Raw genomic sequence first — 13680 nt, forward strand, 5'->3', positions numbered from 1 at the left:
ACCCGGGCGGGGACGGCTTCCGGGGCACGTCTCAGGTCTTCGTCTTGTAGCCACGCCCCCACTGGAGCCCCCAGCCGTACAGCCGGTCCAGCTCCGCCTGGAAGCCGTAGACGAACTTCACCTCTCGGCGTACGACGAGGTCTCCCTTGACGTTCTCCACCGAGAACACGGCGCAGGAACGGGCCTGCGGCGCGTGCTCGTCGAGTTCGATCTCTATGCGCGGGCCATTGCTGGGGTACAGCGTCACATGCGCGCGCGTACGGTCGAAGGCGGGCGTCTGGTCGTAGATGTAGACGAAGAACAGCAGCCGCTTGATCGACTCGCGGTGGTCGAGATTGACGTAGACGGTCTCACCCGAGGCGGCGCCGAACCGGTCGTCGCCGCTGAGTTTGACGTACGGAGGATCGTTCAGATCCCCCAGGAAGTTGCCCAGCGGCTGGACCACGCCCTTGCTGCCGTCGGTCAGTTCGTACAGGCAGCCCAGGTCGAGGTCCACATTGACCATGCCCTGTGTATGTGCCTGCACCACCTCGGGCTTGAAGAGCTTGAGGGGGTTCGACAGCAGTCGCCCGCTCTGCCTGGAGCGTCCCTCGATGTCGGAGGTACGCATCTGCCAGGAGAGGTTCACCCGCAGATTGCCGGTGGCCGCGCCCTGTTTGGTGAGCGAGACCGTGGGCCTCCGCTTCGTCAGCTCGATGGAGTTGGACGCGGCATTGCCCGAATCGAATTGCGTTGCCCTTTGTCCCTGCCACAGGTTGTCCCAGAAGGCCATGCCCACCCCACCCCTGTCGTCAACTCGCCAACTGCACATGGAAGAACGGGGCGGCCGGCAGGCTCGCGCCTCTCGGCCGCCCCGTTCAGAGCGTTCCCTGATTACCCTCCGCGTCACCCTCCGGAGGACCGGCTCACCAAAGGCTCACCGAAGCGTCGGCTCAGACCTGGACCGGGGCCTTGTCGCCGTCGGGATCCTTGTCGCCGTCATCGGTCGCGAGCGCCTTGTTGCGGCGTACCGAGGACCAGAAAGAGGCGGCGATGAGGACCACGCCGATCAGACCGGTGATGATCTCGCTGATCGAGTGCTCGATGGTGATCAGCAGGATCGCGGCGAGCGCGCCGATCGCGTAGTGCGCGCCGTGCTCCAGGTAGACGTAGTCGTCCAACGTGCCCTCGCGGACCAGGTAGACCGTGAGCGAACGTACGTACATCGCGCCGATACCGAGGCCCAGCGCCATCCAGAAGATCTGGTTCGTGACGGCGAAGGCGCCGATGACTCCGTCGAAGGAGAAGGACGCGTCCAGGACCTCCAGGTAGAGGAAGAGGAAGAACGCGGCCTTGCCCGCGAGACCGATCGCGGAGACCTGCTTGCCCTCGGCCTTGGCCTTCTCCTCCGCTTCCTGCTCCTGCTCCTCCTGCTCCTCCAGCCGGTTCTCGAAGAAGCCCGAGAGCCCGCCGACGATGAGGTACGTGACCAGACCGGCGACCCCGGCGAGCAGCACCGTGGCCGACTTGTCCTGGTAGCCGGAGCTGGTGTGGGCATTGGTGGCGAAGGTCAGCGCGGTGACGAGCAGCACGATCAGCGCGACGCAGACCGACAGCATGTCGACCTTGCCGAGCTTGGCCAGCGGACGCTCCAGCCAGCTCAGCCACTTGATGTCCCGCTCCTCGAAGATGAAGTCGAGGAAGATCATCAGCAGGAACATACCGCCGAAGGCGGCGATACCCGGGTGGGCATCGGTGACCAGGGCCTCGTACCGGTCGGGGTTGTCCAGAGCGATCTGGACAGCCTCGATGGGCCCGACCTTGGCGCTGATGGCGACGATCACGACGGGGAAGACCAGTCGCATACCGAACACCGCGATGAGGATGCCGACGGTGAGGAAGATCTTCTGCCAGAAGGCATTCATCTTCTTCAGGACCCCGGCGTTGACAACCGCGTTGTCGAACGACAGCGAGATCTCAAGGATGGACAGGATCAGTACGATCCCGAACGCCTCCCACCCCCACTGCCAGGCCGCGAAGGCCAGGCCGAGCGCCGTGATGGCGAACGACCAGCCGAAGGTTTTCAGGATCACTGGCTACCCCATCTGGTGATTAACGGGCTTTCCCCCGCGCAGCGCACTGCTTTACGAAACGTTGACCCCGAAGTCTAGAGCGATGCCTCGAAGCCCCGACGCGTACCCCTGCCCCACGGCCCTGAACTTCCACTCGGCGCCATAGCGGTAGAGCTCGCCGAAGATCATCGCGGTTTCGGTGGAGGCGTCCTCGCTGAGGTCGTAGCGGGCGAGCTCCTGACCGTCGGCCTGGTTGACCACCCGGATGAAGGCGTTGCTGACCTGCCCGAACGTCTGACCGCGATTGTCGGCGTCATGGATCGAGACCGGAAAGACGATCTTGTCGCAGTGGGCAGGCACCTTGGAGAGGTCGACCAGCACGGATTCGTCGTCGCCGTCGCCCTCACCCGTCAGATTGTCACCGGTGTGCTCGACGGATCCGTCCGGACTGGTCAGATTGTTGTAGAAAATGAACCATTCATCGCCGAGCACCCGGCCCGACTGGCAGAGAAGCGCGCTGGCGTCGAGGTCGAAGTCGGCCCCGGTGGTGGAGCGCGCGTCCCAGCCGAGCCCTACCAATACCTGGGTGAGGTTGGGTGCGGCCTTGGAGAGGGAGACATTGCCTCCCTTGGCGAGTGTGACGCCCATGATGGTGAGTCCTCCCCGAGATGATGTGCTGCCGTCCTGCGGGCGGGACGCGCCTGACGTCCTGCCCGTTCAAACCCTGTTCATGCGGCTCGTTCCCGTACCGATGCGGACCGGCCCCCGCGCCGATCCGCGCATCGATCCGCATACCGATCCGTGTCCGTATCCGGCGTCCGTATCCGGCGTCCGTATGCGGTGTCCGTATCCGGTTACGGGTGCGAGACGCGTACGGCGCCGCACTGGAGCGTGCGGCGCCGTGCTCGAAGATACCCAGGCTCCGTCCGGTGGGGACAGGGCCCGGCGGTTCAGACGTTGACGCCGAAGTCCTGCGCGATACCGCGCAGACCCGAGGCGTACCCCTGACCGATGGCGCGGAACTTCCACTCCGCGCCATTGCGGTACAGCTCGCCGAAGACCATCGCGGTCTCCGTCGAGGCGTCCTCGCTCAGGTCGTACCGGGCGAGTTCATTGTTGTCGGCCTGGTTGACCACGCGGATGAACGCGTTGCGCACCTGGCCGAAGGACTGCTGGCGGCTCTCCGCCTCATAGATCGAGACGGGGAATACGATCTTCTCCACATCGGCGGGGACCGCGGCCAGATTGACCTTGATCGCCTCGTCGTCGCCCTCGCCCTCACCGGTGAGGTTGTCACCGGTGTGCTCGACGGAGCCGTCGGGGCTCTTGAGGTTGTTGAAGAAGATGAAGTTCCCGTCGACGGCGACCTTGCCCTCGGCGTTCGTCAGCAGGGCGCTGGCGTCGAGGTCGAAGTCACTGCCGGTGGTCGTACGGACGTCCCAGCCCAGACCCACGGTGACCGCGGTCAGGTTGGGCGCGGCCTTGGTCAGCGAGACGTTTCCGCCCTTGCTGAGGCTGACTCCCACGAGTCCTCCCTTTGATTTCTAGGGGCCGGCGGCCCGGCTCGGCGGCTGCTGCTGCCGCGTCGCGCGTCCCCTGAGGCGTTGGCATCGGATCAACGACTGGATCCTAGTGACCGGTTCCCCGTTGCTGTGCGATTTCGGGGGACCGGTCCGGATTTCAAGGACCGGCCCGGCACGGCCGGTCGGAGCCGATCGGGCCGGTCGGAGCCGATCGAGCCCGTCGGAGCCGATCCGGCCGGTCGGAGCCGGCCCGACCGGTCAGAGCGCGGCGAGCGCCTTGACGTACTCGTCGAGGTCCCTGGCGTCCGGCAGGCCATTGACGACCGTCCAGCGCACGATGCCGTCCTTGTCGATGATGAAGGTCCCGCGCACCGCGCACCCCTTCTCCTCGTCGAGGACACCGTACGCGCGCGAGACCGCGCCGTGCGGCCAGAAGTCCGACAGCAGCGGGTACTCCAGGCCCTCCTGCTCGCCGAAGACGCGCAGGGTGTGGATGGAGTCGTTCGAGACGGCGAGCAGTTGGGTGTCCTCGTTGACGAACGAGGGAAGCTCGTCGCGCAGGGCGCACAGCTCACCGGTGCACACACCGGTGAAGGCGAAGGGATAGAAGAGCAGCACCACGTTCTTCCCGCCCTCCGCACCGCCCTCGGACCGGCGGAAGTCGGACAGTCGCACGGTCCGTCCGTGGTTGTCCTTGAGTTCGAAGTCCGGGGCGGGGGCGCCGACCTCGATCGCCATGGGTGCACGTCCTTTCAAGGGCTGCGGCTGCGGCTGTGACTGTCTCCCGACCACCCTACGCACAGGGCCCCCGCCGATCGGAGTCGGCGGGGGCCCTCAAGGCCGCTTGCTGTCGGCTGCTGCGTCTTGCGCGCTCGGCGCCCGGGTCAGCGCTTGGCCCTCGCCGCCTTGGGGGTGACGAGACGGCCGCCGGTCCAGTCCTTGCCGGCGCTCACGCTCTTGGTCTGGGACAGGCCCGAGGTCTGGGCCGCCTCGCTGATGTCGCTCGGTTCGACGTAGCCGTCACGGCCGGTCTTGGGCGTCAGCAGCCAGACCACTCCGCCGTCTTCGATCAAACCGATGGCGTCCACCAGCGCGTCCGTAAGGTCGCCGTCCTCGTCACGGAACCACAGGACGACGGCGTCGGCCACGTCGTCGTAGTCCTCGTCGACAAGGTCCTGGCCGATGACGGCCTCGATGGACTCGCGGAGCTCCTGGTCGACGTCGTCGTCGTAGCCGAGCTCCTGGACCACCTGTCCGGGTTCGAACCCAAGCCGTGCGGCGAGGTTGGTTCGTTCCTCCGCGTGGTCCGCGGTCGCGCTCACGGATTGCCTCCTGATCATGTTTCGGATAAATGCTTCGGCCGCGCGTACGCGGGGCATTGGCCATTGTCCACACGGGCGGGGCGGATCGCGCAAGTACCCGGCCGCCGAGACCGCCGAAACGGTGACGTTCCGGGCTCCTTCGTCGCATCTCCTGTCACTTCGACCTCGCACCCTGTGACACAGGCCGTACGTTTTCTCATCCTCTGCCATGTTATGCCGCTTCGGTAGGTCAATCAGGTCCGAACGACCGAACGAAACACATGGACGGTGTGGGCGTAAGGTTGCGATTTGACCGGTGCGGAAGTCGCACTCGGGCGGGGTATTTCCCGTGGAGTACGGGTTACCCCTCGGTAGAGATGACGTTTCAGCCGCCGCGGTACACGATGGAGGCGGCGTACGTGCCCGTGCCCCGGGGCTCCGGTGAGACACCCCGGATTCCGGGCCCGCGTAGCAGCAGTAACCCGACGGCGTGCACCGCAACGATCGCGTGCAGGGCACGATACGACCCAAACAGCGAAGGAAAAGCGTGGCTTCCGGATCCGATCGCAACCCGATCATCATTGGCGGCCTTCCCAGCCAGGTCCCGGACTTCGATCCCGAAGAGACACAGGAGTGGCTCGACTCGCTCGACGCCGCTGTCGACGAGCGAGGCCGTGAGCGCGCCCGTTATCTGATGCTCCGGCTGATCGAGCGCGCACGCGAGAAGCGTGTGGCTGTGCCGGAGATGCGCAGCTCGGACTACGTCAACACCATCGCCACCAAGGACGAGCCGTTCTTCCCCGGCAACGAGGAGATCGAGCGCAAGATCCTCAACGCGACCCGCTGGAACGCGGCGGTGATGGTGTCACGCGCGCAGCGCCCGGGGATCGGAGTCGGCGGCCATATCGCCACCTTCGCCTCCTCCGCCTCCCTCTACGACGTGGGTTTCAACCACTTCTTCCGGGGCAAGGACGGTGGCGACGGCGGCGACCAGATCTTCTTCCAGGGCCATGCCTCCCCCGGTATCTACGCCCGCGCCTTCCTGCTCGACCGGCTCAATGAGACGCAGCTCGACGCGTTCCGCCAGGAGAAGTCGAAGGCCCACTACGGGCTGTCCAGCTATCCGCACCCGCGGCTGATGCCGGACTTCTGGGAGTTCCCGACCGTCTCGATGGGCCTCGGCCCGCTCGGCGCGATCTACCAGGCCCGGATGAACCGCTATATGGAGGCGCGCGGCATCGCCGACACCTCCGCCTCGCATGTCTGGGCGTATCTCGGCGACGGCGAGATGGACGAGCCCGAGTCACTGGGCCAGCTGTCCATCGCCGCCCGTGAGGGCCTGGACAATCTGACCTTCGTCGTGAACTGCAACTTGCAGCGTCTCGACGGCCCGGTGCGCGGCAACGGCAAGATCATCCAGGAGCTGGAGTCACAGTTCCGGGGGGCCGGCTGGAATGTCATCAAGCTGGTCTGGGACCGCTCCTGGGACCCGCTGCTCGCCCAGGACAGGGACGGCGTCCTGGTCAACCGGCTGAACACCACGCCGGACGGGCAGTTCCAGACGTACGCCACCGAGACCGGCGCGTATATCCGCGAACACTTCTTCGGCGACGACCAACGGCTGCGTGCCATGGTCGAGAACATGACCGACGACCAGATCCTGCATCTGGGGCGCGGCGGTCACGACCACAGGAAGGTCTACGCGGCGTACGCGGCGGCCAAGGCCCACAAGGGCCAGCCGACCGTGATCCTGGCGCAGACCGTCAAGGGCTGGACGCTGGGGCCGAATTTCGAGGGCCGCAACGCGACCCACCAGATGAAGAAGCTGACGGTCTCCGACCTGAAGGGCTTCCGCGACCGGCTGCATCTGCCGATCACGGACAGGGAGCTGGAGGACGGCGCGCCGCCGTACTACCACCCCGGCCGGGACTCGGAAGAGATCCAGTACATGCACGACCGCCGTCAGTCACTGGGCGGGTACGTACCGACCCGGGTCGTGCGGGCGAAGCCGCTGAATCTGCCCGGGGACAAGACCTACGCCTCGGTGAAGAAGGGCTCGGGCACGCAGGCGATCGCCACCACCATGGCGTTCGTCCGGCTGCTCAAGGACCTGATGCGGGACAAGGAGATCGGCAGGCGTTTCGTGCTGATCGCCCCGGACGAGTACCGCACGTTCGGCATGGACTCGTTCTTCCCGAGCGCGAAGATCTACAACCCGCTGGGTCAGCAGTACGAGTCCGTGGACCGTGAGCTGCTGCTCGCGTACAAGGAGTCACCGACCGGCCAGATGCTGCACGACGGCATCTCCGAGGCGGGCTGTACGGCCTCCCTCATCGCGGCGGGCTCGGCGTACGCCACCCATGGCGAGCCGCTGATCCCGGTCTATGTCTTCTACTCGATGTTCGGTTTCCAGCGCACCGGCGACCAGTTCTGGCAGATGGCCGACCAGCTCGCGCGCGGGTTCGTACTGGGCGCGACCGCCGGACGTACGACTCTGACCGGTGAGGGGCTTCAACACGCGGACGGCCACTCGCATCTGCTGGCCTCGACCAACCCGGGCTGTGTCGCGTACGACCCGGCCTACGGCTTCGAGATCGCGCATATCGTCCAGGACGGTCTGCGCCGGATGTACGGCCCGGACAGCGAGGACATCTTCTACTACCTCACCGTCTACAACGAGCCGATCCAGCACCCCGCCGAGCCCGCCGATGTGGACGTGGAGGGCATCCTCAAGGGGATCCACCGCTACCGGCGCGGCGAATACGGCTCGATCCCGGCGCAGATCATGGCCTCGGGCGTGGCCGTGCCCTGGGCGCTGGAGGCCCAGCGGATCCTCGCCGAGGAGTGGAACGTACGGGCCGATGTCTGGTCGGCGACGTCCTGGAACGAGCTGCGCCGTGAGGCCGTCGAGGTGGAGCGGCACAATCTGCTGCACCCCGAGGAGGACCAGCGCGTTCCCTATGTGACCCGGAAGCTGTCCGGTGCCGAGGGACCGTTCGTGGCGGTCTCCGACTGGATGCGATCGGTACCGGACCAGATCGCGCGCTGGGTGCCCGGCACCTATCAGTCGCTGGGCGCGGACGGCTTCGGCTTCGCCGACACGCGCGGCGCGGCCCGTCGCTTCTTCCACATCGACGCGCAGTCGATCGTGCTCAGCGTGCTCACCGAGCTCGCCAAGGAGGGCAAGGTCGACCGTTCGGTGCTGAAGCAGGCGGTGGACCGCTACCAGCTGCTGGACGCCTCGGCGGCCGACCCGGGCGCGGCCGGCGGCGACGCCTGACGACGCGCCGCGAGTGAACGGGAGGAGGGCGGCGGGACCCACGGGTTCCGCCGCCCTCCGGCTTGTCCGGCTTCTCCGGCTTCTCAAGGTCCAGCTTCACGCGTCCCGGTCAGCGTTCTTCGCGCGTCCCGGACAGCGTTCTTCGCGCGGTCCTGTCAGCGTTCCCAGATCTTGAACGCCCGTACCCGGTACGGCGACTGCGGCACCCAACTGCCCTTGCCCGGATACGTCTCGAACTCCCCCGTCTCCGCGCACTCGGCGGACTGATAGGTGGTCACGTTCCGCCCCGTGCGGTTGGCCAGAGACTGCGCGCTGGTGCCCGCCGGGAGTGGCACACAGCTGTCGATATCGGTGGCCGACAGCTCGTGCGTCTGCCGCGCGCCCCGGAAGTCCTCCTTCTGCCAGAGGCACAACTCGCCGGTGGCGCACTCCCCGAGGCGGGGCGGCGCCGCTTGCGCGACGGTCGCCGGCAGCAGGGCGGCGACGGCCAGCGCCCCGACGGACAGGGCTGTGAGAGTGGTGTTGCGCATATGAATCGGTCCCCGTGTGTGGTGCGAAATCGGTCAACCGCACTCTGACCCGCGTCACTTGGCCACGGGAAGAGGACACAGCGGACTCCACCCGGATAGGCGACAGCCCCGCCGGAACCTTCCGGCGGGGCTGTCGCGGGCGACGAGTTGACGTCGGGTCAGCCAGGGGCTGACGTCAGATGTGCACCCCTCCGCCCGCGGCGTCCGCGTTGCTGCCGCGCTTCGTCAGCAGGGCGACGAAGACCGCCACGACCGCGACACCGGCCGCGACGAGACAGGCCAGACCCATGCCGGACATGAAGGTGTCATGCGCGATGCCCGTGATCTTCTCGGCGATCGCGGCGGGGGTGTCCGGCGCCACCGGCGCCACCCCGACCTGGACGGCCTCGGCCGCCTGGTCGGCCTGCTCGGGGCTGAGCGGCGGCAGACCGGCCCCGGTCCAGTTGCCCGGCAGGTCGTTGGAGACCTTGGAGGCCATGACGGCGCCGAGTACGGCCGTACCGAGGCTGCCGCCGATCTGCATCGCGGACTGCTGGATTCCGCCGGCCACACCGGACAGCTCCATCGGGGCGTTGCCCACGATGACCTCGGTCGCGCCGACCATGACCGGAGCCAGGCCGAGACCGAGCAGCGCGAACCAGATCGACATGGTGAAGCTGCCCGTACCGGTCTCCAGCGTGGACATGCCGAACATGGCGGCAGCGGTCAGCGCCATGCCGCCGGCCAGCGGGATCCGCGGCCCCACCTTGGTGATCAGGACGCCGGCGAGGGGCGAGCCGACGATCATCATGCCGGTGAGCGGCAGCAGATGGAGGCCGCTGTCGACCGGGCTCATGCCGTGCACGTTCTGGAGATAGAAGGTGACGAAGAAGAGGCCGCCCAGGAAGGCGATGGCCATCAGCGCCATCAGCACCACACCGGCGGAGAGCGGTACGGAGCGGAAGAGCGCCAGCGGTACGAGCGGTTCCTTGACCTTCGTCTCCCAGACGGCGAAGAGGACGAAGGAGAGCACGGCCACGCCGATGAAGAGCCAGGTCTTGCCGTCGCCCCAGCCCCAGACCGGCGCCTTGATGATGGCCCAGACCAGACAGAACATGGCGCCCGAGAGCAGCACGATGCCGAGGAGGTCGAAGGACCTCGGGGCCTTCACGGCCCGGTGGTCCCGCAGGATCAGCCCGCCGACGATCAGCGCGACCACGCCGACCGGCACATTGATGAAGAAGACCGACTGCCAGCTGACGTGCTCGACCAGCACACCGCCCAGGATCGGGCCGCCCGCGGTGGAGGCCCCGATGACCATGCCCCAGATACCGATGGCCATGTTGAGCTTCTCGGCGGGGAAGGTGGCGCGCAGCAGACCGAGCGCGGCCGGCATCAGCAGGGCGCCGAAGAGCCCTTGGAGCACCCGGAAGAAGATCACGAGGGAGATGCTGTCGGACAGTCCGATGGCGCCCGAGGCGGCCGCGAAGCCGACGACGCCTATGAGGAAGGTCTGTCGGTGGCCGAACCGGTCACCGAGCTTGCCCGCGGTGATCAGCGCCACGGCGAGCGCGAGGAAGTAGCCGTTGGTGATCCACTGCACATCGGCGAAAGTGGCGCCGAGGTCCTTTTGAATGGCAGGGTTCGCGATCGCGACAATGGTGCCGTCGAGGGCCACCATCATGACGCCGATCGCCACGGAGAACAGCGTGAGCCAGGGGTGGCCGCGCAGCCCCTTGGAGGGCGCCGGCTCCGGGGATTCCGGCGACAGCGGCACCTTGTCGACAGTGGTCTGACTAGTCATACCGCGAACGTTAGTGTCAGTCACTGACAGTTGACAAACCATTTCTTAAGCAAGTAACTGTCACGTGGCTCACAGCTAGACTGAATTACACAAAGTACTCAAAAGCGGTGGAATGAGGGCCTTGCGTTGACCCACGGGCAGAACACGACCATCGGGTTGCGCGCCCGCAAGAAGCGCCGAACCCGCGACGCCCTGCTGCGTGTGGCCCTCGAACTGTTCACCACCCAGGGGTACGAACAGACCACCATCGATGAGATCACGGACGCCGTAGAGGTGTCCCAGCGCACCTTCTTCCGCTATTTCGCCAGCAAGGAGGAGGCCGCGTTCGCCGTCGTGGACATGGTCGAGGGCAAGTTCGTCGACTCGCTGCGCGCCCGGCCCGCGGGGGAAACCCCGTTCGAGGCGATGCGCAACGCCGTCGAGACGGCCTGGGACTCCGTCAGCGAAGCGCTGGCACATGACGCCGTGGTCCCGGTCGAGCTCTATATGCGGACGTATCTGCTGATCGAGTCGACCCCGGCCCTGCTCGCCGTCCATCTGCGGCGCACCGCGGAGCTGGAGGAGGGGCTCGCCCAACTCATCGCGGACCGCGAGGGCCTGGACGTGAACACCGATCCGCGACCGCGGGTCGCCGTCGCCTCGTTCACCGGCGTCATGCGGGTGACCGGCAAGATCTGGGGGCGCGGTCGGGACGCGAGTGTGGAGGCGCTCCAGGAAATCACCAGGGTCTATCTCGACCAACTGGGCCCCGCGCTGGCGGGGAACTGGCGGACGCCGGAGTGCGACACGGAACGCGGACCCGCCCGATGACAGCTCCGCGACGCGCCGGAGCGTAGACACCTCCCGTGCGTTCAGTGCGGTTAACCTCGGTCCAATCCTCCTTGGCGCGTGATCTGACTCACCCTCGTCTTGAGGGTCCCCGCGCTCGTCCTAGGCTGAGCGGTAGTGACTTCCTTCGACTCCTCACCCACCCTCAACGCATGGCGCGCTCTCCTCGCTCTCGCCGTGGTGTTCGTGATGCTGACATCCACCGGCTGGACGGCCGTGGCGAACCGGCGCGGTCCCGGCGAACCCCTGAAGCTCGCCCTCAGCGCATGGGAGAGGGGCCGGATAGGCGTCCGTCATCTGCCGAGCCCCGACGCGTCGCCGAAGCGCCTCGCCGCCTTCTTCGCCTCCCTCACCCGCGGCCAGCAGGAACAGCTGGCCGTCACGTACCCGCTGGTGGTGGGCAATCTCAATGGCGCCCCGGTCACGCTTCGCTATCGCGCCAACAAGGTGGCCCTGGCGCAGGCGCGGGCGGTGGAGGAGCGCCGTATGCGCGACACCAGACTGTCGGACGACGGCCGCCAACAGGCGGGCCGCCGGATGAACCGGTACGAGTCGATGCTCAGCGGCGACCGGCAGATCCTCGCGTTCGACCCATCGGGCAAGGGGCGCGCGGCCGAGGTCCTCGGCGACCTCGACCGCGCCGAGCGCGTCTCCGTCATCGTGCCCGGAGTCGACACCAATGTGCTGACGTTCGAGCGGACCAGCCGTTGGTACAGCGCTCCGGCGGGCATGGCCGAGTCGCTGTACTCCGCCGAGCGGGCCGCCGACGGCGACACCCGTACCGCCGTCATCGCCTGGGCCGACTACACCGCTCCCGCCGGTCTCGGTGTGGACGCGGCGATCGGCAAGCTCGCGGAGGACGGTGCCGTACGGCTCGCCGCGCTGACCACCGCGCTGCCCGGGACGTCACGGGTCTCGCTGTTCTGCCACAGCTACGGCTCCGTCGTGTGCGGTGTCGCCGCGCACGCGCTGCCGGACAGGGTCACGGACGTGGCGGTCGCGGGCAGCCCCGGCATGCGGGTCGAGAACGCCGCGCAGCTGCGCACGGACGCGTATGTGTGGGCCATGCGGGACGGTGACGACTGGATCCAGGACGTGCCGTACATGGCCGTCGGCGGCCTCGGCCACGGCGCCGATCCGGTGGCACGGGGCTTCGGGGCGCGGGTGATCTCGGCGCGCGGCGCGGTCGGTCACGCCGGCTACTTCCAGCCGGGTACGGAGAGCCTGGACAACTTCGCGGACATCGGGGTGGGTTCCTACCCCGCGGTGAGCTGTGCCGACGGCGCCGACACCTGCCGCGGCGGTATCCCCGACGCCGACTGAGAATGGGGGCCGGCGGCGCCGCGGGAGCGGGCCGCCGAACTGACGCGCGTAGAATTCCCCCGCTGTGGCAGGCGACGCACGGGCGCCCGCCGCCTACGATGAAGCACATGGGTGATGTGCTTCAGGGGATCCATGCCACCTGGGAGTTCGAAAGCGACTCCGTGCTCATCCGCTTCGAACGGGGGATCCGGACGCCGAAGCTCTTTCAGGCGCTGGGCGAACGCCGTATCCCCCACGAGGCGTTGTCATCGGTGACGCTCACTCCCGGCAGACGCGGGACGGTGGTGCTGCACGCCGTGCCAAGAGCCGGCGCCGACCCTCTTACGGAAGCGGCGGCCGGGCAGCTCAGGGCGAGCGGCGATCCGTACCGGCTGGTGCTGCCGGCCGAGCGCGAGACCCTCGCGGAGTACTACGCCGACGAGTTGCGCGCCGCGCTCGCCCGGGTCCGGGGGACCGGGACCGGGGCCGGGGGCATACGGGACGAGCAGGAGCCCGCCGAGCGCTATCTGGTGACCGCGCCGGAGCCGCCGCTCCAGTTCAAGGCGTACGACGCCAAAGCGTCCTTCGACGGCGACCGGGTGTCCTTCCGCTGGTTCTGGACGGGTGCCTCCTCCGCCAAATGGAAGGCGGGCGACCAGAGTCTCCCGGTCGGCGAGCTCCAGGGCGTCGAGTGGCGCTCTCCCGAACTCTTCGACGGCTATCTGCGGCTGCTCCGGCGTGCGGGCCCGGGCTCGGCGCACGGGCAGCCCGCCCTCGCCGACCACGATCCTGCGGCCGTCGTCTTCGGTCTTGGCTACGGACCGGTGCATGAGTCGCTGCCGTTCGCGGCGGCGGTTCTGGAGGCGGTCCAGGGCGCCGCGACGGGCCGCGCCGCCGTCCCGGTCCACGCCGTGGTCCCCGCCCGCCGCGATCCGGCCGAGGTGGCGGAGCGGATCAGGCACCTCGGCGAGCTGCACAGCGCGGGCCTGGTGACGGACGACGAGTTCAGCGCGAAGAAGGCGGAGCTGCTGGCGGAGCTGTGACCTACCCCACTTCCAGGGTCCTGACGTCATACCGCGGTA

The 13680-nt window shown here is 67.7% G+C and carries 12 protein-coding genes; 4 read left to right on the forward strand and 8 right to left on the reverse strand.

Annotated features, from left to right (window positions below; all coding sequences use genetic code 11):
- Positions 1 to 31: 31 nt before the first annotated feature.
- The 6 genes from ABTZ59_RS00605 to ABTZ59_RS00630 form a co-directional block, all read right to left on the reverse strand.
- The gene (locus tag ABTZ59_RS00605) at positions 32 to 772 is read right to left on the reverse strand and encodes a TerD family protein (RefSeq protein ID WP_351387272.1); all 741 of its coding nucleotides are present in this window, start codon (positions 770 to 772) and stop codon (positions 32 to 34) included.
- Positions 773 to 932: 160 nt separating this feature from the next.
- On the reverse strand, positions 933 to 2072 hold the full coding sequence (locus ABTZ59_RS00610) for a DUF475 domain-containing protein (protein ID WP_351387277.1): 1140 nt from the start codon (positions 2070 to 2072) through the stop codon (positions 933 to 935).
- A gap of 51 nt (positions 2073 to 2123) precedes the next feature.
- Positions 2124 to 2699: a TerD family protein gene (locus ABTZ59_RS00615; protein ID WP_351387281.1), complete on the reverse strand. Its 576-nt coding sequence runs from the start codon at positions 2697 to 2699 to the stop codon at positions 2124 to 2126.
- A 302-nt stretch (positions 2700 to 3001) separates the two neighbouring features.
- Positions 3002 to 3577, reverse strand: a complete 576-nt coding sequence (locus ABTZ59_RS00620; protein ID WP_030352590.1) for a TerD family protein — start codon at positions 3575 to 3577, stop codon at positions 3002 to 3004.
- Between the two features lie 255 nt (positions 3578 to 3832).
- On the reverse strand, positions 3833 to 4312 hold the full coding sequence (locus ABTZ59_RS00625) for a peroxiredoxin (RefSeq protein ID WP_351387286.1): 480 nt from the start codon (positions 4310 to 4312) through the stop codon (positions 3833 to 3835).
- Positions 4313 to 4458: 146 nt separating this feature from the next.
- Entirely contained in the window at positions 4459 to 4896 is a 438-nt protein-coding gene (locus tag ABTZ59_RS00630) for a DUF3052 domain-containing protein (protein ID WP_351387290.1), read from the reverse strand.
- Positions 4897 to 5422: 526 nt separating this feature from the next.
- On the opposite strand from ABTZ59_RS00630, the gene aceE reads away from it, so the two are divergent.
- Positions 5423 to 8155: a pyruvate dehydrogenase (acetyl-transferring), homodimeric type gene (aceE, locus tag ABTZ59_RS00635; RefSeq protein ID WP_351387295.1), complete on the forward strand. Its 2733-nt coding sequence runs from the start codon at positions 5423 to 5425 to the stop codon at positions 8153 to 8155.
- Between the two features lie 155 nt (positions 8156 to 8310).
- Here the strand turns inward: aceE and ABTZ59_RS00640 are convergent, their stop codons facing one another.
- Together ABTZ59_RS00640 and ABTZ59_RS00645 are read right to left on the reverse strand one after the other, a co-directional pair.
- A complete protein-coding gene (locus tag ABTZ59_RS00640; protein WP_351387307.1) occupies positions 8311 to 8685 on the reverse strand; it encodes a peptidase inhibitor family I36 protein in 375 nt (124 codons plus the stop codon).
- Between the two features lie 175 nt (positions 8686 to 8860).
- Entirely contained in the window at positions 8861 to 10468 is a 1608-nt protein-coding gene (locus ABTZ59_RS00645) for an MFS transporter (RefSeq protein ID WP_351387312.1), read from the reverse strand.
- Between the two features lie 126 nt (positions 10469 to 10594).
- Here ABTZ59_RS00645 and ABTZ59_RS00650 point away from each other — a divergent pair, with 126 nt between their 5' ends.
- The 3 genes from ABTZ59_RS00650 to ABTZ59_RS00660 all read left to right on the forward strand — a co-directional run bounded on the left by ABTZ59_RS00650 (position 10595) and on the right by ABTZ59_RS00660 (position 13641).
- Positions 10595 to 11278, forward strand: a complete 684-nt coding sequence (locus ABTZ59_RS00650) for a TetR/AcrR family transcriptional regulator (protein ID WP_351387315.1) — start codon at positions 10595 to 10597, stop codon at positions 11276 to 11278.
- A 135-nt stretch (positions 11279 to 11413) separates the two neighbouring features.
- Positions 11414 to 12619, forward strand: a complete 1206-nt coding sequence (locus tag ABTZ59_RS00655) for an alpha/beta hydrolase (RefSeq protein ID WP_351387319.1) — start codon at positions 11414 to 11416, stop codon at positions 12617 to 12619.
- 107 nt (positions 12620 to 12726) lie between these two features.
- Positions 12727 to 13641, forward strand: coding sequence for a DUF4429 domain-containing protein (locus ABTZ59_RS00660; RefSeq protein WP_351387322.1), 915 nt, complete (start codon positions 12727 to 12729; stop codon positions 13639 to 13641).
- Positions 13642 to 13680 lie beyond the last annotated feature (39 nt).

Origin of the sequence: Streptomyces sp. NPDC094034 (assembly GCF_040303865.1) — a bacterium.
GTDB lineage: Bacteria > Actinomycetota > Actinomycetes > Streptomycetales > Streptomycetaceae > Streptomyces.